The sequence below is a fragment of the Klebsiella sp. 10-1 genome (assembly GCF_009758445.1).
GTDB classification, from domain to species: domain Bacteria; phylum Pseudomonadota; class Gammaproteobacteria; order Enterobacterales; family Enterobacteriaceae; genus Klebsiella; species Klebsiella scottii.
On record NZ_WQRE01000002.1, the window covers coordinates 1 to 23,548 of the forward strand.

Annotated in this window: 19 protein-coding genes and 2 pseudogenes; 11 read left to right on the plus strand and 10 right to left on the minus strand. The window is 53.5% G+C overall.

Features of this window, described 5'->3' with window-relative positions:
- Positions 1–65: ogr/Delta-like zinc finger family protein (locus tag GO007_RS08080; RefSeq protein ID WP_189339852.1), on the minus strand; the 65-nt coding region annotated here is incomplete at its 3' end.
- The gene (locus tag GO007_RS08085) at positions 62–799 is read right to left on the minus strand and encodes a glycoprotein 3 (RefSeq protein WP_095098161.1); all 738 of its coding nucleotides are present in this window, start codon (positions 797–799) and stop codon (positions 62–64) included. The genes GO007_RS08080 and GO007_RS08085, both read right to left, overlap by 4 nt.
- A 541-nt stretch (positions 800–1,340) precedes the next feature.
- On the opposite strand from GO007_RS08085, the gene GO007_RS08090 reads away from it, so the two are divergent.
- From GO007_RS08090 to GO007_RS08110, 5 genes are read left to right on the plus strand one after another with little or no spacing between them, the layout of a single operon-like run.
- Positions 1,341–1,607, plus strand: a complete 267-nt coding sequence (locus GO007_RS08090; protein ID WP_004132554.1) for a helix-turn-helix transcriptional regulator — start codon at positions 1,341–1,343, stop codon at positions 1,605–1,607.
- Complete coding sequence (locus tag GO007_RS08095) at positions 1,604–2,161, plus strand: host cell division inhibitor Icd-like protein (protein WP_095098164.1); 558 nt, start codon at positions 1,604–1,606, stop codon at positions 2,159–2,161. Before GO007_RS08090 ends, GO007_RS08095 begins: the two co-directional genes overlap by 4 nt.
- Complete coding sequence (locus GO007_RS08100; protein ID WP_004098168.1) at positions 2,158–2,385, plus strand: hypothetical protein; 228 nt, start codon at positions 2,158–2,160, stop codon at positions 2,383–2,385. The genes GO007_RS08095 and GO007_RS08100 overlap by 4 nt, the downstream gene beginning before the upstream one ends.
- Positions 2,382–2,702, plus strand: a complete 321-nt coding sequence (locus GO007_RS08105) for a DUF5375 domain-containing protein (protein ID WP_064160169.1) — start codon at positions 2,382–2,384, stop codon at positions 2,700–2,702. Before GO007_RS08100 ends, GO007_RS08105 begins: the two co-directional genes overlap by 4 nt.
- 11 nt (positions 2,703–2,713) lie before the next feature.
- Entirely contained in the window at positions 2,714–5,056 is a 2,343-nt protein-coding gene (locus GO007_RS08110; protein ID WP_095098167.1) for a primase-like DNA-binding domain-containing protein, read from the plus strand.
- A 596-nt stretch (positions 5,057–5,652) separates the two neighbouring features.
- Here GO007_RS08110 and GO007_RS08115 read toward each other — a convergent pair.
- The 3 genes from GO007_RS08115 to GO007_RS08125 are packed head-to-tail and all read right to left on the minus strand — an operon-like array spanning position 5,653 to position 7,166.
- The gene (locus GO007_RS08115) at positions 5,653–6,219 is read right to left on the minus strand and encodes a hypothetical protein (RefSeq protein WP_095098170.1); all 567 of its coding nucleotides are present in this window, start codon (positions 6,217–6,219) and stop codon (positions 5,653–5,655) included.
- Positions 6,220–6,259: 40 nt separating this feature from the next.
- Positions 6,260–6,850: a hypothetical protein gene (locus GO007_RS08120; RefSeq protein WP_095098173.1), complete on the minus strand. Its 591-nt coding sequence runs from the start codon at positions 6,848–6,850 to the stop codon at positions 6,260–6,262.
- A gap of 13 nt (positions 6,851–6,863) precedes the next feature.
- Positions 6,864–7,166, minus strand: coding sequence for a hypothetical protein (locus tag GO007_RS08125; RefSeq protein WP_143350153.1), 303 nt, complete (start codon positions 7,164–7,166; stop codon positions 6,864–6,866).
- 1,034 nt (positions 7,167–8,200) lie between these two features.
- Between GO007_RS08125 and GO007_RS29095 the strand changes: the two are divergent.
- Together GO007_RS29095 and GO007_RS08130 are read left to right on the plus strand one after the other, a co-directional pair.
- A pseudogene (locus GO007_RS29095) lies at positions 8,201–8,296 on the plus strand (hypothetical protein); the annotation flags it as partial.
- 243 nt (positions 8,297–8,539) lie between these two features.
- A pseudogene (locus GO007_RS08130) lies at positions 8,540–8,632 on the plus strand (DUF932 domain-containing protein); the annotation flags it as partial.
- Between the two features lie 157 nt (positions 8,633–8,789).
- Here the strand turns inward: GO007_RS08130 and GO007_RS08135 are convergent.
- The 3 genes from GO007_RS08135 to uxaC all read right to left on the minus strand — a co-directional run bounded on the left by GO007_RS08135 (position 8,790) and on the right by uxaC (position 13,295).
- Positions 8,790–10,253 carry a mannitol dehydrogenase family protein gene (locus GO007_RS08135; RefSeq protein WP_095098176.1) on the minus strand — a complete coding sequence of 488 codons (1,464 nt, stop codon included), beginning with the start codon at positions 10,251–10,253 and terminating at the stop codon, positions 8,790–8,792.
- Positions 10,254–10,317: 64 nt separating this feature from the next.
- On the minus strand, positions 10,318–11,865 hold the full coding sequence (locus GO007_RS08140) for an MFS transporter (RefSeq protein ID WP_095098179.1): 1,548 nt from the start codon (positions 11,863–11,865) through the stop codon (positions 10,318–10,320).
- A 14-nt stretch (positions 11,866–11,879) separates the two neighbouring features.
- Positions 11,880–13,295, minus strand: a complete 1,416-nt coding sequence (gene uxaC, locus GO007_RS08145; protein ID WP_095098182.1) for a glucuronate isomerase — start codon at positions 13,293–13,295, stop codon at positions 11,880–11,882.
- A gap of 474 nt (positions 13,296–13,769) precedes the next feature.
- On the opposite strand from uxaC, the gene uxuA reads away from it, so the two are divergent.
- Both uxuA and GO007_RS08155 read left to right on the plus strand, forming a co-directional pair.
- Positions 13,770–14,840 (plus strand): mannonate dehydratase, encoded by a 1,071-nt coding sequence (gene uxuA / locus GO007_RS08150; protein ID WP_095098185.1) that lies wholly within the window; start codon positions 13,770–13,772, stop codon positions 14,838–14,840.
- 602 nt (positions 14,841–15,442) lie between these two features.
- Positions 15,443–15,922: an RrF2 family transcriptional regulator gene (locus GO007_RS08155; protein WP_095098188.1), complete on the plus strand. Its 480-nt coding sequence runs from the start codon at positions 15,443–15,445 to the stop codon at positions 15,920–15,922.
- Positions 15,923–16,007: 85 nt separating this feature from the next.
- Here GO007_RS08155 and oqxB read toward each other — a convergent pair whose 3' ends face one another.
- Positions 16,008–19,160: a multidrug efflux RND transporter permease subunit OqxB gene (oqxB, locus tag GO007_RS08160; RefSeq protein WP_095098191.1), complete on the minus strand. Its 3,153-nt coding sequence runs from the start codon at positions 19,158–19,160 to the stop codon at positions 16,008–16,010.
- 23 nt (positions 19,161–19,183) lie between these two features.
- Positions 19,184–20,359 (minus strand): efflux RND transporter periplasmic adaptor subunit, encoded by a 1,176-nt coding sequence (locus tag GO007_RS08165; RefSeq protein ID WP_095098194.1) that lies wholly within the window; start codon positions 20,357–20,359, stop codon positions 19,184–19,186.
- Between the two features lie 550 nt (positions 20,360–20,909).
- On the opposite strand from GO007_RS08165, the gene GO007_RS08170 reads away from it, so the two are divergent.
- A complete protein-coding gene (locus GO007_RS08170; protein ID WP_095098196.1) occupies positions 20,910–21,764 on the plus strand; it encodes a PA4780 family RIO1-like protein kinase in 855 nt (284 codons plus the stop codon).
- Between the two features lie 509 nt (positions 21,765–22,273).
- Positions 22,274–23,182 (plus strand): sugar phosphate isomerase/epimerase family protein, encoded by a 909-nt coding sequence (locus GO007_RS08175; RefSeq protein WP_095098199.1) that lies wholly within the window; start codon positions 22,274–22,276, stop codon positions 23,180–23,182.
- Positions 23,183–23,548 lie beyond the last annotated feature (366 nt).

Genomic DNA, 23,548 nt, shown 5'->3' on the forward strand with positions numbered 1-23,548 from the left:
TTCTCCGACAGATAGCGGGAGGTGCGGGCATGCGCCGACTTTTTGCAGAACGGACAGTGCATCATGGCAGCAGCCCCCGCGCTTTCAGGTCAGCCTCGCGCTGACGGATTTTCTCCTGCCAGACTTTACGCTCGCCGGGTGTGCTGGCGGCGTCGTGGTCCATGTGCGGAAGCGCGACGGCCGGGAAGCCAGTCAGGGAGAGCACCGGCTCATCCGCTGGCGTGACGGAGAAGTCGCTCACTTTCCTGGTCAGGAAGGTCACCACCTGATGCATAACCTCTTTCTCCGGCTCGATGTAGCCCTGATGGCCAATGGTGTTGGCGAGCGGGTTTGCCATCACATCCGCTTTCAGCACCATCGCCCGGACCAGTGGCCCGAGGGTGTCGTTCAGCGCGCGGTCGAGCTCTTCCTTCGCATATTCAGACAGTACGGCATGATGCGCCTGGCGGAATGCCCGCGCGGTGCTGTTGCAGGCGACTTTCAGCAGGTCACGTTCAAAGGCCAGCACGTCGGTCAGATTGTCACATTCCTGCGCCAGCTCCCGGCGGGCCACGCGTTCGATATGGCCGCTTTTCAGCTCATCGGTCAGCATGGCACCCCCGGCACGGAAAGCGGCGCGCCATGTGCGGGTGTCGCTGCCGTTGTCCTGCTCCAGCTCCGCTTTCTGCTCCTCTGCGCGGGTGATGGCCGTCAGGGTGTCCTCCATCAGGCGGGCCTGTTCAAGGTGGGCCGCTCTGGCGGCGGCCAGTCGCTCCAGCGCCGGTTTCAGGTAATCAGGGATAAAGGTGGTGTCGGTCATGGCAGGTTTCCTCGTGGTTTCAACATGAGGTGATTCTGCCGGGGCACACACAACAAAACGACCTGTTGCGGTTGTGGCAGTGCTGGCACAAACAGGACATCAAAACCCGGCTTGCCAGAGAAAGGTCTCAGGAAAAGCATACTCACCGTTTGTTTTTTTACATATAACTGTTCACTACTGTTCACTTCAAATAAAAGAATAAATAATACAGTAAGTTAAGAGGTGAACAGTTGAGGATGGAAGTGTTCACCGACTGTTCACTACTGTTCACCTTTCTTTTTTTACGAAGCCTTGCTCCTTTAGTCTTTTTTGCGATTAAAAATGAAGAATATATAAATAAAAGTAATCAGTAATGGGCCACCAGTTTGCCAACGTTTACCAAAAGATGGCCAACGTTTGCCACTGTCTAAAAATCGTTCTGTTGTGTGGTGGGCCACTACAAAATGACTTGTTGCCCTAGGGGAAAATATTCACAAAATAGAGAGCTACCCGAGGCCGGACGGACACGACCGGCACTGTATGGACTTTATGAGGTAGCCCGATGCACACCGCTTTTTCTTCCCCGTCTTCTGCCCCTGCCGCGCCGCTGATGCCGGTTTCTGATGCCGTTCAGGAGCGTTTTATTCGCCTGCCCGAAGTGATGCATCTGTGCGGGCTGTCCCGCTCCACGATTTACGACCTCATCAGCCGGGAGGCTTTCCCGAAACAAATCTCCCTCGGCGGGAAAAACGTGGCGTGGGCACAGTCGGAAATCACCGGGTGGATGGCCGACCGTATCGCCGAACGCAACCGGGGCTATGACGCATGATGATGCCCGTTCTGGAAAAAGCCCCTTTTTCTGGCTTGCTTCCCTTCGCCGTTTCCAGGTATAGTTTTATCGCTGTCGCAAAATCGGCAGCCGGGCGTAGGAACCCGAGTTACTCAATGGCGACACCAGACGCGCCATGCGTCTTTTTTTACGTCGTTGCTCAGGCACACCCATTTTTCGGGCTGTGGTGTTTGTGCACGCACCGCAGCTCCGGCAAGATAATGGTGGTCCGGGCGGGGCAGCCTTCGGGCTGGCCGGTACCCATTGAGGCCGGTATTCCTACCCCCGTCCGGGTCACCACCCATGAGTGTAGGAACTCCGGTGGTGACAATAACCGCTACTCAATGGAGGCTGCCATCATGGCTACTATCCTCACCCCGTCACACCCGCAATTTGTCTTTGTGTTTGCCGCCGTTCGTCGCGCAGACCGTAAACCCCGTATCTGTATGCTCCGCGCCGTCGCCGGGGATGAACACGCCGCACGCCTTTCCCTCGTCCGCGATTACGTCCTCTCGTTTGCCGGGCGTCTGCCGGTGGCGGAGGTGCGCGCATGAAACAGCCCGCCATCACCGTCAAAGACCTCGAATGCCTGGAGCACCTGCGTAACGTCGGCCAGTTCGTCGGCGAGCTGATGCAGGTGCAGGACTGTACTTCCCTGCGTCGTGACCCGACCCAGCAGTTACAGCTCACTTCCGTGATTTACCTCATGACCGCCCAGCTCGACGGCGTGGTCGAGCGCTGCAACCACCGCTGGTTCACCGGGGAGGGCAACGTATGAAAACGCCTCTGCCACCCGTATTGCGTGCCGCCCTGTATCGCCGCGCTGTCGCCTGTGCCTGGCTGACCCTGTGCGAACGTCAGCACCGCTATCCCCACCTCACCCTCGACGCGCTGGAAAGCGCAATCGCCGCCGAGCTGGAGGGCTTCTACCTGCGCCAGCATGGCGAGGAAAAAGGCCGCCTGATTGCCTGTGCATTACTGGAAGATTTGATGCAGGCCGGGCCGCTGAAAGCCGCCCCGGCGCTGTCCTTCCTGGGGCTCGCCGTGATGGATGAGCTCTGCGCCCGCCATATCACATCGCCTGTACTGCACTGAGGGAGAAAACCATGAAAATGAACGTAACGGACACCGTAAAACAGGCGTGCGGCCACTGGCCGCGCATTCTCCCGGCGCTGGGCATGAAAGTGATAAAAAACCGGCCTCAGGCCTGCCCGATTTGTGGCGGTGATGCCCGTAGCGACCGCTTTCGCTTTGATGACCAGGAAGGGCGCGGCACATGGTACTGCAACCGGTGCGGCGCCGGTGACGGCCTGAAACTGGTTGAGAAGGTGTTCGGCATATCGGCACCTGAGGCCGCCCGGAAGGTGAACGCCATCACCGGCCACCTGCCGCCGGTGGCCCCGGGGGTGATAGCAGCCGCAGAGGCTGAGACTGAAGCCGACCGCAAAGCAGCGGCCGCGCTGGCCGTCAGGCTGATGGAGAAAACGCGCCCGGCCACCGGCAACGCCTACCTGACCCGCAAGGGCTTCGCAGGTCGTGAGTGTCTGACGCTGACCGCGCCTCACAAAACCGGCGGCGTGGCCTACCGTGCCGGTGATTTAGTTGTACCGCTGTATGACGAGTCCGGCGCGCTGGTTAACCTCCAGTTTATTAATGCTGACGGTCTCAAGCGCACCCTGAAGGGAGGACAGGTCAAAGGAGCATGTCATCTCATCGACGGGCAGAAACAGGCCGGAAAACGCCTGTGGATAGCGGAGGGCTATGCGACGGCCCTTACCGTGCATCACCTGACCGGGGAAACCGTCATGGTGGCGCTGTCATCCGTGAACCTTCTTTCTCTGGCGAGCCTCACCCGGCAAAAGCACCCGGCCTGTCAGATTATCCTCGCCGCTGACCGTGACCTGAACGGCACCGGCCAGAACAAAGCCACCGCAGCCGCTCAGGCCTGTGAGGGCATTGTCGCCCTGCCGCCGGTATTTGGTGACTGGAATGATGCGATGATGCTGAAGGGGGAAGACGCCACACGGAAAGCCATTTATGCCGCCATCCGGCCAGCAGCACAAAGCCCCTTTGACACCATGAGTGAGGCGGAATTTACCGCCATGAGCGCCAGTGATAAGGCGATGCGGGTGCATGAGCATTACGGCGAAGCGCTGGCCGTGGATGCCAACGGCCAGCTCCTGTCCCGCTATGAAAACGGCATCTGGAAGGTGATAACGCCGTCTGATTTTGCCCGCGACGTGGCCGGGCTGTTTCAGCGCCTGCGCGCCCCGTTCTCATCGGGGAGAATTGCCTCGGTGGTGGAGACCCTGAAACTGATTATTCCGCAGCAGGATGCACCGGCACGCCGTCTGATTGGTTTTCGCAACGGGGTGCTCGATACCCGCTCAGGTATATTCAGCCCGCACAGCAAATCACACTGGCTGCGCACGCTGTGCGACGTGGATTTTACCCCACCGGTGGAGGGCGAAACGCTGGAGACCCACGCGCCGAACTTCTGGCGCTGGCTCGACCGGGCGGCCAGTGGTAACCCGACAAAACGTAACGTGATTCTGGCCGCGCTGTTTATGGTGCTGGCGAACCGCTACGACTGGCAGCTCTTTCTCGAAGTGACCGGGCCGGGCGGCAGCGGAAAAAGTATCCTCGCCGAAATCGCCACGATGCTGGCCGGAGAGGATAACGCCACGTCGGCGGATATCGACACGCTGGAAGACCCGCGCAAGCGCGCCTCCCTGACAGGCTTCTCGCTCATTCGTCTGCCTGACCAGGAGAAATGGAGCGGTGACGGTGCGGGGCTCAAGGCCATCACCGGCGGCGATGCGGTGTCTGTCGACCCGAAATACCAGAACCCGTACTCGACGCATATTCCGGCGGTGATTCTGGCGGTCAACAATAATCCGATGCGCTTCACCGACCGCAGCGGCGGCGTGTCACGTCGCCGGGTGATTATCCACTTCCCGGAGCAGATAGCCCCGGAGGAGCGCGACCCGCAGCTCAGGGATAAAATCGCCCGCGAGCTGGCCGTGATTGTGCGCCAGTTGATGCAGCAGTTCAGCGACCCGATGAACGCCCGCGCACTGCTCCAGTCGCAGCAGAACTCCGATGAGGCGCTCAGCATCAAGCGCGATGCTGACCCGACGTTTGATTTTTGCGGCTATCTGGAAGCGCTGCCGGAGCCGGACGGGATGTATATGGGAAACGCCAACATTATCCCGCGCCAGCCGCGCCTGTATCTGTATCACGCCTATCTGGTGTACATGGAGGCCCACGGCTACAGGAACGCGCTCAGCCTGACCATGTTCGGCAAGGGGCTCTCAGCCATGCTGAAAGAGTACGGTCTGAATTATGAGAAGCGCCGCACAAATCAGGGCATGCAGACCAATCTCGCTCTCAGGGAGGAAAGCAACGCCGACTGGCTGCCGAAGTGCGATGAACCCACCGCGACATAACCTACCCGGACCGGCATTGCCGGTCTTTTTTTACCTGCACACCGGCCAGAGTGAACAGTAAAGTGTTCACTGTTCACCGAGCATTCACCAGATAACATTATGAAAATAAACAACAAAAAAACCGAGTGAACAGTGTGAACAGTTTTTCCAGAAAAAACTTTTTACCCTCCAAAGTGATCAGACCGCTCAGTGCCAGAAGCGGACGGTAAAAAGGTTAAGAACACTATACTTGGCGCAGCCAATGAAAATTAATGAGCGATAGGAAAAATAAGTTTATTAAATACGGTTTATATTTTATTTACATCTTCACTGCGGCTAATAGTCTATAAGTGCTACAACACAGCCTTATTATGAGCTAACGAGGTAATTATATATGATTGTTTCATTTATTAGCCCCAGAGAGACAATTAAGGCTGACTGGAAAATAATCTTAGCGTAGGGTGTTTTCAGTTTCCTGAGGGCACCTATATTCAAAGCGAACTCTATTATAGATAATGTTTCGGCCTTAATAATTAAATAATTCACCTTAAATTAATTTACAGATACCTCAAACCACGAGGTATCTGCCTCACTTTCTTTTTATAATCGATGAGTAATCAACCAAATGGTTTTTCCAGCCAGTTTCTCAAGTCATTCAGTCCTTGGGAAAAGAAATCATTAGTTGCGTTGAATGGGTCATTAATAAACTTGCGTGCATCACCATGAATTTGTAGAAAATCTAAAACATCATCACGAATTTTTGGTATAAGAGCATCATCCCCCCCAAGAGGTTTTCCATTGTAAACTTCACCTAAGTCAACATGAGCAGCTGCCATATTACCAGTCAGAAGAATAAATGGTAGCATAGCTATTCCCATCGCAATATCACTCATTTTATTCGCATCACCAATCCAATCTGGCACAGCCACTGTATCACATTTATCTTGGGCTTCCTGGGCTTTGATTTTGCTAGCATCTTTCATTTCATAAATTTTTTTCAATAAAAGCACTAGGTTTATTACTGCAACCCCACCTTGAATAGAATACCTAGTCGGGTCTCGTCCTGCTGCCACTTCTGTATCTATGAGTTTTTGAGTTTCGTTAATTCGTGGGTTATAAAATTTTTCAATATTCTCCAGAATTTTATCACCATAGGCTTTGCATTGTGAATTTGTTATTGTCATTCCACTTTCCTCTTCAAATGTACTTATGTGAAAAAATCTTTTACCAATGAGGCCAATCTATTACGATTGGAGGAAATGTTATTTTTGGCACTGGTATGTTATTGATTATATCGTCAATCACTTTTCTAGTTGTGTTTACTGGGTCAGAAATTATTTTGGCTACATCACCAGAAATTTGTAGCGTACTAAGTACATCATCTCGGATTTTTGGTATTACTGCATCGTCGCCACCAAATGTCCTTCCTTTGTAGATCTCATTTAGATCAATTTTTTCAGCCGCATAATTATTCGTAAGCAAAACATATGGTAGTATTGCTATAGCCATTGCACAATCTGTTACTTTTTGAATGTCGTTAATCCATTCGGGTGCAGCTTCTGTCAGACATTGGGCTACCCTTCGTTCAGCTTCATGTAACGCAGCATTCTTAGCTACATTAGTATCCTCAATTAGTTTGAGGTAATTGATTGTCGCTATTCCTTCGACTTGAACATTAGCAGGATCTAACCCTTGGGCTATTGCCTCTTGCTTCATTTTTTCAGCTTCACTTAATTGATGTCCGTAGAATTTTTCAACCTGCGAACGAATAGTGTTACCCCAATCAGTACATTGTGATTCAGTTGCAGTTGTCATAATAATCACCTCATCAGAAACGAATGCCTATGGATTCCAATGCTTTTCTAATGTCGTTGTTTTCGCCAAGTCCTTGTGTTATATCACTCCAGGAATTTCTTAGTATTTTAAGAATATCATTGTTATCCCCAGGCCCATTCGCGATATCATTCCAAGCAGTACGAAGTGCTTTTACTATTTCTCCATTCGGACCAAATGGTTCTTTCGAATCAAGTTCTTTTATTAATTGATCTAGTGCAATAAGAATGATACCTGTAACTGGATCTACTGAAGTACATGCGCCAGAATTGCATATTACACCTACGGCTTCGCTCATGATAACCCTCTGTATTTTATCAGTTAACTGTTCGAATTTCTAAATGTATAATTTATAGATAATTAATGCCTATTTAAAAATAAAATGATTACAGATTCAATTAATTGAGTCTCACGCTAGAAGCTAGTTTTGACTTCTATCAGAGTAATCATAGTTGAGGCAACGTTAACGTCAACCAGTACACCGTTGCAACAAACAGTGGCTTAGTTGAATAAATTATATTTGAGGTGAATCTTTCTGTAACAGGTCACAGTGTTCTGCTCCTCGTTGATTAACACGCCGCAATGTTAGTAATGCGACTATTTGGCTGTAAGATCAACTGCGAACTTCCGCTCCTCGCTCACAGCAGACTATAACGCCTGTACCTGTAGCCTGCTGAGGTGAACAGTAAAGTGTTCACTGTTCACCGGGTGTTCACGCCCTAATACATTGAAAATAAATAATAAAAATCAGAAGTGAACAGTGTGAACAGTTTTCACCAAAAAAACTTTTTACCCCCGCCATCATCATCATCGTATTGTGGTAATTGTCGCCGAAAACAGGCCAGAGATGCGCTAAGGTGAAGAGTTGACTGTTCACTCTTCACCAACTAATCACCATCTATCATTTTGATATTAAAAAGAAAAATAAGGAGGTGAACAGTGTGAACAGTTTTTCTAAAAAAAAGTTTCTTCCTTGATGTGAACTGTTCAGAAACAGGTCTGTTTAACTAAAAGAAGGAATGCAACAAACCACCATTGGTATACGCTTAGGTATACCAATAAAAGTTGAATTAATAAAAACACAATAAAAACATGCCATTAATTATTTTATTCAGACTCCGCCAGCCCAAAATTCTCCATCGGTGATTACCAGAGTCATCCGATGAAGTCCTAAGAGCCCGCACGGCGCAAGCCCTGCGGGCTTTTTTGTGCCCTCAATTTGTCTCGCGAAGTCCGAAGAGAACTAATTAAATCCGAACCTTTTAGGCCCATTGATAGGCCCAACGAAAAGCTCAATTGTTTTCGTTGGGCCTAAATGCATGGAGACTCCCCATGGCAAGAAAAACCAAGCCGTTAACCGATACGGAAATCAAAGCCGCCAAACCTAAAGATGCCGATTACCAGCAGTATGATGGTGACGGAGTGACAGCCTCAGAGATGCAAATAGCCAGGCAGTAATTTGCCAAGAAATCTGCCATTAGACCTTGAACGCCGCTTCTGGCGTTTAAGGTCTAATGTCTTGCGAACCATGAGTTAGATGCTACGCCCTTCAACGGCAGAACATTTTTCTCTTACCCTAACAATTAACACATCCATGCAGACAGGCCGCACTTCTTACCGGAATTGCGGCCTGTCTGCATTTATGCCGTAAACCACAAAGGAGTATTCATAATGAAATTAGCCAGCCCCTGCGGGCGGATTAACCAAATTCGCCGCGACCGTCCACTGACAAACAAAGAGCTGATGGCCCATGTACCCAGTGTATTAAACTAGTCAAATATGGTTCAAAAATTACCTGTAGATATTTGTATGGGTAATCATAAAAACTCATCGGCGCTCAGCACGTCTGGCAAAAAAAGAGGAGGCATCGGCCTCCTCCTGATCAAGCCAGCGCGAACCGCAGGCCTGTATCTGTATAATATTATTTAGTAACTATGTATTGAGCGACTGTGTTTTTCGCCCCGTTTTCCAGTAACGATAAATAGGCTTGGGTGATTTTCCCGACAAACTCTGCTACATGCGGCAATTCTTTGCCAAAAATAGCCTCAATGCCAAGGAGTGCTTTCACGCGAGCTTCGCCTTGCTCACTGCGGGATACCGCCTCTCTAAGCACAGGAAGCAGTGGGTCGCTAACGTCAATACTGTTTCCTCGTTCATCTACGCCGCCGACATAGCGCATCCAGCCCGCAATGCCCATCGCCAGCAGATCGAAACGACTGTGGTGCGCCAGGTGCCAGCGAACGGAATCCAGCATACGCTGCGGAAGTTTCTGGCTACCATCCATCGCGATCTGCCAGGTACGGTGACGCAGCCCCGTGTTGCTGTAGCGCTCAATCAGCAGATCAGCATAGCGTGTCAAATCGACGCCTTTAACGTTCAGCGTTGGAGCCTGCTCGTTCAACATCAGCGCGTGTGCGGCAAGGCGGAAGTTCTCATCATCCATGCATTCATTGATGTGCTGATAGCCCGCCAGATAGCCCAGGTATGCCAGGAAAGAGTGGCTACCGTTCAGCATGCGCAGCTTCATCTCTTCAAATGGAAGCACGTCGGAAACCAATTCGGCGCCTGCTTTTTCCCACTCCGGGCGGCCTGCCACAAAGTTATCTTCAATTACCCACTGGCGGAAAGGTTCACAGGCTACGCCTGCCGGATCGCGCACGCCGGTGATCTGTTCAATCTTGTCCAGCGTATCCGGGGTAATGGCCGGTACGATACGATCTACCATCGTGGAAGGGAATGTCACGTTTTGTTCAATCCAGGCCGCCAGCTCCGCATCAAGCGCGCGGGCATAAGTACCAATAACGTTACGTGTGACGTGCCCGTTTTCCGGCATATTGTCGCAGGACATGACGGTAAAGGGTGGCAGACCGGCCGCTTTACGGCGCGCCAGGGCTTCCACAATGACACCCGGTGCGGATTTTGGCTGATGCGGGTTTTGCAGATCGGCGCTAATAAACGGGTGATCCAGCATTAACTGGCCTGTAGCGGGCGAATGACAATAGCCTTTTTCGGTGATCGTCATTGAGACAATGGCTACCTGCGGCTCGCACATGGCTGCCAGCACCGTCTCCAGCCCGTCCACCTGCGCATGAAGCGCACGTTTAACCACGCCAACCACGCGGGCAGTCCAGGCGTCTGCCGACATTTCTGCAACCGTGAAGAGATGATGCTGGTTATTCAGATCGGCAATCTGCTGCTCGCCACCAATCAGATTAACTTCGGTGTAGCCCCAGTCACTGCCATGTTCCGCAGCCAGAATATCGGCGTAAACCGCCTGATGTGCGCGATGAAAAGCGCCAAATCCCAGATGAACGATACGCGAAACCAGTTTGTCGCGATCCCAGGCTGGAACGGTGGCGTTTGCCGTTAAAAGCGTATTTTGCATGTTCTACTCGCTAAATAAAAAGAGGGTCGGCAACAGACGGATTACGATCTGCTGCCGATGAGGGTTATTCGTTTAACACGGAGCCTGGGTTATTCGACTTTACGTGCTGAGCCGGTGCCGGATTCCACAGTTCGTCATAGGAATAACCGGTAAGATCTTCCACAACATGTCGGGCCTCTGGCGTCACATTTTGCTTGTGGCCATTAGCTTTGAGGCGCTCAATTTCATCGACAAAAATCTTGTGCGTGCGCTTGTTCAGATGGAAGGTCAGCGCCTGCCACAGGGCGATCATCAGCAGCGCGGCAGTGCCCACGAATAGCAGCATGGCGATGGTGTCGATGGCTTCCTGCGGCTGAACCTGGCTCCCTTTCACGAAACCGCCACTTTGCAGAAGCAGACCCACCGCAAAGGTAGCAATCGCGACCGTTGTCTTACGGGAGAAGGTCATTACCGCAGCAAACAGCCCTTCGCGACGCTGACGCGTAATCATTTCGTCGATATCCGGGATAAACGGGAATACGTTCCACGGGGTAAACTCCAGGACGCAGCGACCTACCTGATAGATCCCGGCGAGGATCACCAGCAGCATCACCTTATTGTCTGTCGGGAACTGATAGACCAGGAAGAACCCGCCGAGACACAGCATCATCAGAGTGTAAGCGAAGACATAAAGACGGGACGGGCCGTATTTAATGATCGCCATCCCTGCCGCCAGTGTGACCGGCAGCCCGACAATACTCATCGACAGCAGCGTACCCGCCAGTGAGGAGGAAACATTCAGGCAGTAGACGCAGAAAAATACGAAAACGGTGTTGTAAACGTCCTTGGCGGTAAAGGAGAAAAGATAGATTGCCAGGTGTTTACGGAACGCGCGAACCTTCAGTGTTGAGGCATACTCCTTAAACAGATTGCCAAAGGCGGCCAGTTTCTCAGCGGTAGTTTTTGCCTGTGGCTCTTTCTCAATCTCCGCCAGCATTTCCGGCGTTAGCTCACGTTCCCAGGTCACTTTCCAGGAGATAAATACGCAGACGGTGAACATCACGGCAAACACCACACCGTTGATCAGATAAGCATCGGCATTGTTTTCGCCCAGCCAGCCAATCAACAGGCCCGGAATAAAGGTCGCAAGGAACGTCCCGGACGCCGACAGGAACATGCGGCAGGTGGACAGTTTAGTTCGCTCGTTGAAGTCTTTGGTCATCTCGGAAGGCAGCGTTTCCCACGGGATCAGTACCATTGCGGCGATAACCTCAAAGGCCAGATAAACCGCAAGATAGAACCAAAAATTCATCCCGTTCAGCCACAGCATGATGTAAACCAGCATCAGCGGTGCACCGATCAACAGGAAGAAGCGGCGACGACCAAATTTCTTACCCAGTTTATTTTTATAGAAATGATCCGTAAAGCTGCCCATAAACAGGCTGACGATAGCATCGACAATACGGGCGATAGCGACGATTGAAGCGGCTTCAATCGGTGACAGACCCACAAATGTGGTGTAGTAAAAAAGCAGCCATGCACCGATAACGGTAAAGGCTCCGCCACCCATAATATCTGTCAGACCGTAGCCGATACTGACAGGAATGGTGACTTTTCTCTTTTTAAGCGACATGGTTTATCCCTGTATCAGGCCTGAGCAAAACGGAAATAACGACGTGCGTTGTCTACACAGATGCCACGGATCATCGTGGCAAGGATCTCTTCGTCATTCGGGACTTCGCCTTTTTCTACCCAACCGCCAAGCAGATCGCAGAGGATCCGGCGGAAGTAATCGTGACGGGTATAGGATACGAAGCTGCGGGAATCGGTGAGCATGCCAATAAAGTTGGCCAGTAAACCCTGATCGGCCAGCGCGTTAAGCTGGTTGACCATGCCGCGACGGGTATCGTTAAACCACCAGCCGGAACCAAATTGCAGCGGGGATTTCACGCCCTCTTCACCACTCTGGAAATTGGCGATGGTAGACGCAACCACATCGTTGTAGCCGGCGTTGAGGTTGTAGAGGATGGTTTTTGGCAGGCCGTCGTTTTCAGCCATGGCGTTGAGCAGGGCATTTAGACTTTCCGCGAGATGCGTCTGATCGCCAATCGAATCAAAGCCGCAGTTGATACCTACTTTGTGGAACATAGGTTTGTTGTTGTTACGGATCGCGCCAAAGTGGATTTGCATCGCCCAGTTTCGCTGCTTATACATTCTGGCGAGTGCGACAAAAATAAGGCTATCCCATGCCTGGAGTTCATCTTCCGTCAGTACCTCACCGCCCAGTCGGCGCTGGAATAGTACATCCTGCGCGGTTGCATCAATGTGGCAATAACGTACCGCCAGCGGCCCGTGATCGGAAATACGGCAGCCTGCGCTGTGGAAGAAATCGATGCGTGATTCCAGAGCTGCCAGGAACTGTTCCAGCGACACGATCGGCGTTTCGGTTTTTTGAGCCAGTCGTGAGACAAAGGTCAGGAAGCGCTCCGGATCTGTATCGAACAGTTCATCCGGGCGGAAGGTTGGCAAAACGAGGGTGGAAAAGTCATGGTTTGCTGCCAGTTGCAGATGGAAGTGCAGATCGTCGAGCGGGCCATCGGTGGTACACAGCGCTTCAACATTTGAACGACGGATTAATGCTTGAGGTAAAAAATCACTCCCGTGTAATTGTTCATTACAACGCTGCATAATTTCACGCCAGTTTTTGCTATTTAGCGTGTCGTCGATATCAAAGTAATGTTTAAGCTCGAGGTGGGTCCAGTGGTAGAGCGGGTTGCCAAAACTGGCTTCAACGGTTTGCGCCCAGGCTTCGAATTTTTCTTCTGCACAGGCATCACCGGTAATTTTCCGTTCAGGAATACCATTCGCACGCATCGCACGCCATTTGTAATGATCGCCTTCCAGCCATAGCTGGCTGATATCAGCAAATGGTTTATTTTCCCAGATAGCCTTTGCATCAAGGTGGCAATGATAATCAATAATGGGTAACGTTTTAGCCAGTTCAGAATAGAGTTTTTCACCCGTTATGCTATTGATCATAAAACTATTATTTATTAGCGGCATACATTCTCCACGAAAGCATTTGTCGTAGGCTAAACACCGTCTTGTTGGCAAGAACAGGTCTCTAACGCAGGGTTGATGGCATAAACATTAAACCTCTCCCGGCTCAGCAGCCTACTACCATACAAGTATAAATAAACAAATTGTGACTTGATTCATATTATTTAGATCTTATTTCCATTCGTTAAAACCATCATGAAATGTATTTATTCCGATCATTTCAGCGTGAATTTCATGCCATATTGTTACATAAGGATCTCCTTATTTACTTAATTCACAAAAAAACAACACATAACGGAAGCTCTATTTCCGGTTTGAGTTTTCCAAGCAGAGCATTACAGAGTTACACGGACAGAGGGCTGCAACTTATTTTTGTAACGGAGGGTTGATCTCAGGAAAATTACTGAATATGCTTTTTGATACTAGTATGGTACTAATTCAAAAAGTGAAAATGCAACGGTAAAGGCGGATGTAAGAATGCAGATGACAATGCGATGGTTTGGGCCGCAGGAAGATAAAATCCCTCTGGAATATATTCGACAGGTGCCTGGAGTGGAAGGTGTGGTGGGTGCTCTGTATGACGTTGCACCTGGAGAAGTCTGGCCGGTTGATAAAATTAAGGCGCTGGTGGAGCAGGCGCATACTGCGGGCCTGACGATGGAAGTCATTGAAAGCGTCAACATACATGATGACATCAAAATCGGTACGCCAGAGCGCGACCGCTATATTGAAAACTACAAACAAACCATCCGTAATCTGGCCGGTTTTGGCGTAAAAGTTATCTGCTATAACTTCATGCCCGTCTTTGACTGGATGAAAACCGACATGAACTATGTCCTTCCAGATGGTTCATTGACTATGGCTTTCGAAAAGCATGGTATTGATAAAACGCTGGAAGAGGTGGTGAAAGAAGTCCTGGATAATTCTAACGGTTTCGCCTTACCAGGATGGGAACCAGAGCGTCTGGCAAAAGTACAAGAATTATTTTCCCGTTACGGCGGCGTTGATGATGACAAGCTGCGTGAAAATCTGTTTTATTTCCTACGTGAAATTATTCCGGTTTGCGAAGAAGTGGGTGTGAAAATGGCAATCCACCCGGACGATCCACCGTACTCTATTTTTGGGCTGCCGCGCGTTGTGAAAAACCATGCCGATCTGGCAATGATTTGCGATGCGGTTGATTCACCCGCCAATGGTATTACTCTATGTACCGGATCGATTGCTGAAGATCCCGATAATAATGTGTATGAGATTCTGGCGGAATTTACCCGTCGTAAGCGTCTCCATTTTGCTCATGTCCGTAATATCAAACTGATTAAGGATAAAGATTTCTACGAATCTGCTCATCCTTCACAGTATGGTTCTCTGGATATGTATCGTGTGATGCAGGCTCTGCATGATAACGGCTTCGACGGCTATATTCGCCCGGATCATGGTCGCTTTATCTGGGGTGAAACCGGGCGTCCGGGCTATGGCCTTTACGACCGCGCATTAGGTGTTACTTATCTGATGGGGTTATGGGAAGCACTGGAAAAGAAAAAGCAATAATCCCCTGAACCGGGGAATAATGTTCCCCGGTAATCATATATTTAATTAACTCAATAATTATATAGCCAATTTCGACTCCACCAGCCCACCAATCGTCTCCATCGGTGATTACCAGAGTCATCCGATGAAAGAGGTCGCTCTCAGCGCCGTCGACGCCCCGGCGCAGAAAATGCATAAATTCAGCTTTTCTGAGGCGAACCGGTACTTACTGCGCGTAGGTGTTATTTCACCCTCTGAGCGATGGTTTTTGGCGACACCGGACGGCCATACTTTTTATAAAGATAGAAGCGTGGTTCCACGTAGATATCGCGGATGGCTACAGAGTTCTGTAACGACGCGCTGCCGCTAAGACGCTACCCCGCGGCATGAACGCGACTGAATCCGAATCGCTTAGACGCAGCCGCGGACCCAACGCCCCTCGCCAGGCCCCTTCAGCCATCCCACCCCACCCGCTAAAGGCCCACGGTGAAAATGGACTTTACGTGCCCTCCCCGACGGGGATTCCTTCTAAAAAGTCGCCTTATTTGTTATATTGTGCTTATTGATCACTCACCTCTGCGGTGCCAAAAAGAATAATATTCACCGCGACCCAGGAAGATGAAATGCTAGATTACCGCTTCCCGACAGCTTTGCAGATGGTTCTCAGCGTAGCGATGGCGGAGCAGTTGGGTGAACGTTCGACCAGCGCGATCCTCGCCTATGGCCTGGAAGCCAATCCGAGCTTTATCCGTAAACTGATGGTTCCCCTCACGCGCGACGGCATTATCGTCTCGACGCTGGGGCGCAACGGCTCCATCCACCTTGGCCGCCCGGCTGATAAAATTACCCTGCGCGATATCTACGTCTCCGTGATTGAAGACAAAAAGCTGTGGGCTTCGCGTCCTGACGTCCCGGCCCGCTGCGTGGTCAGCGCCAACGCCTGCTGGTACTTCAAGTCCATCGCCGACGAAGCCGAACAGGCATCGCTGAACGTGCTGGCTCGCCATACCGTGGCGAGCGCGCTGGAAAAGGTCAAAAAAGGCGATATCAGCGGCTGCCTGCCGCTGCCCGAAGCTGACGTTCTCGCCAAAAAAGCGCACTAAATCCGGCGCTCTGGCTCCCTTAAATAGTAAAAAACCGCCTTCAGTGAAGGCGGTTTTTTTATGCTACGAAGGTTGGGTCAGTACGTCAGGAGGGCTGAACCTCCGCTACCGACTTGCCGCGCGTCACGAACTTACGCAGCGTAACGTAAAACACCGGCGTCAGGAACAGGCCGAACAGCGTCACCCCTAGCATCCCGGAGAACACCGTGATCCCGGTAACGCCGCGAACCTCCGCCCCCGCTCCGTGGCCCAGAATCAGCGGGATAGTCCCGGCGATAAAGGCAATCGAGGTCATCACAATCGGGCGCAGACGCAGGCGACAGGCCTCCAGCGCGGCCTCGATAATCCCTTTCCCCTGCATCTCCAGCTCGCGGGCGAACTCGACGATCAGGATGGCGTTCTTACAGGCCAGCCCCATCAGCACCACCAGCCCTACCTGCACGAACACGTTATTATCCCCACCGGTTAACCAGACCCCGAACAGAGCGGATAGCAGGGTCATCGGCACGATCAGGATCACCGCCAGCGGCAGCGTCCAGCTTTCATACAGCGCCGCCAGCACCAGGAACGCCAGCAGCACCGCGACCGGGAAGACGATCATGGCCGTGTTGCCCTGAGTGGCCTGCTGGTAGCTGAGGTCCGTCCATTCAATATTCATCCCGTTCGGCAGCACCTGCTTAGACATCCCGGCCAGCGTCGTCATCGCCTGAGCGGACGACAGCACGCGGGGATCGGCATCGCCGATAAGATCCGCCGCCGGATAGCCGTTGTAGCGGATCACCGGATCGGGCCCGTAGGTGGTGGTGATATTCACCATGCTGCCGATCGGCACCATCTCGCCCTGGCTGTTGCGGGTGCGTAGATTACCGATATCCTCCACGCTGTCGCGGAACGGCCCGTCGGCCTGGGCCATCACGCGCCAGGTGCGGCCAAACTGGTTGAAATCGTTCACGTAGGACGATCCCAGATAGGTCTGTAGCGTCCCGAACAGATCGGTCAGCGACACGCCCTGAGCCTTGGCCTTATCGCGATCTACCTGCACATCCAGCTGCGGAACGTTGGCCTGATAGGTGGAGATCGGGAAGTGCATTCCCGGCGTCTGCATAATCGCCCCCGACATGGTGTTAACCGCGGTTTGCAGCGCGCCGTAGCCCAGCCCGGCCCGGTCCTGAATATAGAGCGAGTAGCCGGAACCCTGGCCCAGCCCCAGAATCGGCGGCGGCAGGATCGAGAAGCCGAACCCCTGCTGCAGCTGCGCGATCTTCGAGTTAATCTCGGCGTTAATTTCCGCCGCGGTGTGCGTACGCTGATCGAACGGCTTCAGGCCGAAGAAGACCGTACCGGTGTTCGGCGTATTGGTAAACTGCAGCGCGTTGAGCCCCGGGAACGCCACCGCATAATCCACGCCTTCGGTGTTCATGCCGATTTCGCTCATTTTGCGGATCATCGCATCGGTTCGCGCCAGCGAAGCGCCTTCCGGCATCTTCACGCCGCCAATCAGATACAGCTTATCCTGGGTCGGAATAAATCCACCGGGCACGGCTTTAAACATCACCCCGGCGGCGCAAAGCAGCAGCACATAAACCAGGAACACCGCCCCGCGTCGGCCCAGGGTTTTCGCTACCAGTCCCTGATAGCCGTGGGAGCTGCGGTTGAAGAAGCGGTTAAACGGTCGGAACAGCCAGCCGAACAGTCTGTCGATAAGCCGGGTCGGCATATCTTTCGGCGCGCCGTGCGGCTTCAGCAGCAGCGCCGCCAGCGCCGGGGAGAGCGTCAGCGAGTTAATCGCCGAGATCACCGTCGAAATAGCGATAGTTACCGCAAACTGCTTGTAGAACTGCCCGGTGACGCCGGAGAGGAAGGCCATCGGTACGAATACCGCGCACAGCACCAGGGCGATAGCAATAATCGGCCCGGAAACCTCGCGCATCGCCTGGTGCGCCGCCTGCAGCGGTGCCAGCCCCTCTTCAATATTACGCTCGACGTTCTCCACCACCACGATGGCGTCATCCACCACGATCCCGATGGCGAGCACCAGCCCGAACAGGCTCAGGGTATTCAGCGAGAAACCAAGCAGGTAGAGGATGCTGAACGTCCCCACCACCGACACCGGCACGGCAATCAGCGGGATGATCGACGCGCGCCAGGTTTGCAGGAACAGAATCACCACCAGCACGACCAGCACCACCGCTTCCAGCAGGGTTTGCACCACCGCGCGGATCGAGTCGCGCACGAAGACCGTTGGGTCGTACGGCGCCGCCCACTTCATATCCTCCGGGAAGCGCGTCGACAGCTCGCTCATCTTCGCGCGTACGGCGTTAGAGAGGTCGATGGCGTTCGCCCCCGGCGACTGGAAGATACCAATCCCGACCGCGTCTTTATTATTCAGCTGCGAGCGCAGGGCGTAGCTGCCGGAGCCCATCTCAACGCGCGCCACGTCGTGCAGGCGCACCACCGATCCGTCCTGGGCCGTTTTGAGAATGATATTGCCGAACTCCTCCTCGGTATGCAGGCGCCCCTGGGCGTTAATCGAGATCAGGAAATCGCTCTCTTTCGGCAGCGGCTCGGCGCCGAGCTGGCCGGCGGAAACCTGTACGTTTTGCTCCTGCATCGCCGCGACGACGTCAGAAGCGGTCAGGCCGCGCGCCGCCACCTTATTGGGGTCCAGCCAGACGCGCATGGCGTATTCGCCGGAGCCAAAAATCTGAATCTGCCCGACGCCCGGCAGGCGCGCCAGCTCATCCTTCACCTTCAGCGTGGCGTAGTTGCGCATATACAGCGAATCGTACTTGCCATTCGGCGAGAACAGATGCACCACCAGGGTGAGCGTGGGAGACTGCTTCTGGGTGGTGATCCCGAGGCGGCGCACGTCCTCAGGCAGGCGGGCTTCGGCCTGCGATACCCGGTTTTGCACCTGAACCTGCGCCTGGTCGGGATCGGTGCCCGGGCGGAAGGTCACGGTGGTGACCAGCACGCCGTCGGAACCGGCGACGGATTTCATATACATCATGTTTTCAACGCCGTTGATCGCTTCCTCCAGCGGCGTGGCCACGGTTTCCGCGATAACCTTCGGGTTGGCGCCCGGATACTCCGCGCGCACCTGCACGCTCGGCGGCACGACGTCAGGATATTCGCTGACCGGCAGCAGCGGAATCGCGATCAATCCGGTGACGAAAATCAAAATCGACAGCACCGCGGCAAAAATCGGCCTGTCGATAAAAAAGCGGGAAAAGTCCATACGACGGATTCTCTGGTAAGGGATCAGTTAAGGGCGGTGCTGGCGGTCATGGCGACGGTTTTCGCGTTAACCGGCATGCCCGGCATAAACACTTTTTGTAAGCCGTCTACGATGACTTTATCGCCGGGGTTGAGCCCCTGCTGCACGATGCGCAGGCCCGCCGCCAGGCGGCCAGGCGTGATATCCCGACGCTGCGCTTTACCATCTTTATCAACGATATAAACGTATTTTCGATCCTGATCGGTTAATACCGCCTTGTCGTCAATCAGCATGGCGTTGAACTCGGCGCTGCCCGGCAGGCGCACGCGGGCGAACAGTCCCGGCGTAAACAGGCGCTGGGCGTTATCCAGCACCGCGCGCATGCGGATCGTGCCGGTACTCGGGGTGAGCTGATTGTCGAGGAAATCCACTTTGCCCTGATGGGGATAGCCCTCCTCTCCGACCAGGCCAATTTCCACCGGCAGGGCCAGATGACTGCTGGACGCCCCCTGCCCGCTGCGGGCAAGGTTTTGGTAGTGGAGATAGGTTGATTCATCCACGTCAAAGTAGACGTAAACCGTCTTCTGCGACACCAGAGTAGTGAGCACGCTGGCGCTGTCGCCTGCGGTGACGAGGTTGCCGCTGGTGATCAGCGCGCGGCTGGCGCGGCCGTCGATAGGCGCGGTCACTTTGGTAAAATCAAGATTCAGCTGCGCCGCGTCAACCGCCGCCTGCGCCGCCCGCATATCGGCCTGCGCCTGAACGGCGGCCGAACGCCGCTGCTCCCACTCTTCTCGGGAGACCACGTTGGTGTTCACCAGCTTGTCGGTACGGCCGGCTTCGCTGCGGGCCAGGCTGGCCTGGGTTTTGCTGCGCGAGAGCTCCGCCTGCGCCTGTTCGAGCGCGGCGCGGTAGGTTCTGTCGTCGATGGTGAACAGCACCTCGCCTTTTTTCACTTCCTGGCCATCGGTGTAGTTCACTTTATCGATATAGCCGGAGACGCGCGGACGCAGCTGGACGCTCTCTACCGCTTCGATTCGGCCGTTAAAGCTATCCCACTGGCTGACGGGTTTGACCACCACGTCGGCTGCGCTGACGGCAGGCGCCTGAGGGGCGGCATTTTGCGCGATGCCGTTGTCGCATCCGGCAAGCAGCGCCGCGAGCAGCGCCGTCCCCAACAAACGCCGATGAAAGTTAACCCAAGGTTTTTGCAGGCTCATTATTTTTATTCCGCTGGTTGTTGTTGCCGCCGAACAAGACGCTGCGGGGGACGCTGCGCCACTTCCTTTGTCCGGGCTGGCTGAAGGCCATTTGTGTCGCTCATCGCCACAAAATATGTATCAATTACGAGTACACTATCGCGGGGATTGTAGGGAGGCGCTAAATTAAGTGCAAGAATAATTGTTGCACTTTATGTGCTATTCGCGGAGGTGAAGTATGACCATTTGTTAAGGCTCGTTGTTTTTTCTGACTTTACCGCCCCCATAGCGCCCCGGCGGCGCATCTTTCGGCGCCAGCCCGCCTTAAATGCGCCATCGGGAACGACCGGCGTCATTAGGTGAATCCCTAAGAGCCCGCACCGCGCATGCCCTGCAGCTGTTTTGTACCTGCATTCCTGCGGGACAATTTCCCTGATTCCAGTTAACCTTGTTACCCATTCCAGAAAACATCGCACTTACTGAGCTATGTCATGATTTTGACCCGGATGGAACACGATGACTGTCCCGTATTATCAGTACGAAAAGCGTCTGAAATAAGGTATAAAGCCGCATGAAAATCCCAAACAGAATCCAACCTCTGGTCGATGACGGCCTGATAGACGAAGTGCTTCAACGGCTGAAAAGCGGTAAAGAAGCCGACGTTTACACTGTTTTATGCGGTGATAAGATCCAATGCGCCAAAGTGTACAAAGAGGCGGCACAGCGCAGCTTTAAGCAGGCCGTGCAGTATCAGGAAGGGCGTAAAGTCCGCAATTCGCGTAATAACCGCGCGATGCAAAAAGGCTCAAAGTTCGGACGCAAGCAGCAGGAAGAGACCTGGCAAATGGCGGAGGTCGATGCGCTGTTCCGCCTGGCTAACGCCGGGGTTCGCGTACCTCAACCCTATATCTGCATTGACGGCGTGTTATTGATGGAGCTTGTCACTGACGCCGAGGGCGCGGTCGCCCCGCGCCTTAGCGATGTGGCCTTGACGGAAGAGGAAGCCGTTGCTGATTTCGCTACCATGATCCGCAATATCGTGCGCATGCTGTGCGCCGGTCTGGTACACGGTGATTTATCGGAGTTCAACGTCCTGCTTGATGCGCAGGGGCCGGTGATTATCGACCTGCCGCAGGCGGTAGATGCCGCGGCAAACAACCATGCAAAATCCATGTTCGAGCGTGACGTGAATAACATCACCTCCTACTACGGCCAGTTCGCTCCGCAGCTATTAAAGACGCGCTACGCGAAAGAGATATGGATGCTGTATGAAGACGGAAAATTAACCCCGGAAACGCCGCTAACCGGCCTCTTTGTCGAAGAGGTCCATGACGTCGATATGGACTCGCTGATGGATGAGATCATCGCCGCGGAAGATGAATTTTACGAACGCCAGCGCGCCGCCAAAGAACGCGACAATGAGTAGATTTACGCCTTTGAGCGGCCGTACGGTAGCGTAGGCTGAGGGGCAGAAAGCGCGCTTAACCGCGAGAAACCCCGCTCATCCCGCAGCAGAAGGGCCTGCAGCCCGAACAACCCCGGGCTGCGGCAATCTCCCCGGAGCAAGATCCGCCGACAGCAACCCTCAGCTTCATCCCCAGGCCCGAAGAGATCCCTTCCCTCCCCCGCTCAATGCATACTTTTGAACATCAAGTTAACGCTTGAATGCTCATTATCACGCCGCATCACGGCCCCACCTCTCCCGCCCGCCAAACGGTAAAGAAAAATTATCTTAAATAAAATCAACAGCGACATGCGCAGAGTCGCCGTTTAGAGCAAAGTGCGATCGGCGTCAAGGTTATGACATTACGAACGTTCTATGTTTGTTCATATGTTCAGATATCATTAAAATGTTCACAGCCAATGAAGCGCTTCCTGCACCTGGCGTAACCACGTAGCCCATACCTTAACCCCGCTCTTTGAGGAGGCAGTGATATGACAGTAACGACCGAATTGTATCCTTCAGCACACATCGCCGAGCTTTTTTTCCCGCTAGCCGGCGATGAAAACGCCGTTCTACAGGTCATCCACGAAATCGCCGGCATCGGCTATTACCGGGGATTTGAAACCGGCATTATCCATCGGCCGGAAATCGCGGCGAATATCCGCAATCTCGCTGAACAGCAGCGCCTGAATGTCACCCAGTGGCTGACCTTCGAATTGCTTAAAGACCATCTCAACCTCAGCAGCCTCGACCCCGAGCTGCGGGAGAAATCCATCCGTCGCGCCTGCGAGCTGGTCCACCTGGCGGCCGAATGCGGCACCAGTAAACTGTCGCTGGTGAGCGGCGGCGATCCCGGCGACGCGCGCCGTGAAGAGGCAAAAAAGGGGTTTGGCGAAGCGCTAGTACGTATTGGCGAAGTCGTTGGCCAGTATGAGAATATGCTTTTACAGGTCGAGCCTCTCGACCGCTTCGCGCATAAATGTCAGCTGATTGGCCCGACGGACGAGACCGTGGAGTGGATGAAAGCGCTGCGGCCGGACTGCCCTAAACTCTATCTCGCCTGGGATAGCGCTCACGTCTCGCTGAATCAGGAAGATCTCGCGGAATCGCTGGCGCTCGCCGCGCCGCTGATTTCGCAGCTGCATCTGGCTAACGCCATCCTTGACCCGCAGGCTCAGGGTTACGGTGATTATCATATGAAATTTGGCGAACCAGGGTTCCTCACCACGGAGTCAGCGGCGCATATTATCCGAACCGCAATGAGCCTTGAGCTGCCGAAAGAGCTCGGCCCAATCTCCCTTGCCGTCGAAATGCGCACCACCGAGCAGGACGATCTGTGGGATAACGAACGCCAGTGCCGTGAATTTCTGCAGAGTGCCTGGCGCGAAGCGCAAAGCTAATCGCGAGGCCCGAATAGCACAGGACTAATGCCCGCGAGTTAAACAACCGGCGGGCATTTTTTTGTCTCATCCGCAATAAAGACCGGCGCTGCCGCAATGACCCACGAGCGGTGATAAACAGGCGTAAGGCGGGGCCTTCACGCCCGCTGAAATCGGCGTACCGAAGGGGCTGACCGCCAGAGAGATGGCGGCGAGAGGCGAATAGAGACAGGAGCAAGCCCCGGAGATGGGCCGACCGCAGGCTGAAGGCAGGAAGAGGTTCCCTGCGAGAGAGCGAGGATTGTTAAGGGGGAGACGGTTATCTCCCCCTTAACCCGGTCATCTGGCGCCGATGCCGTGCGTTCGGCATAACGCCAGCAGGCAATA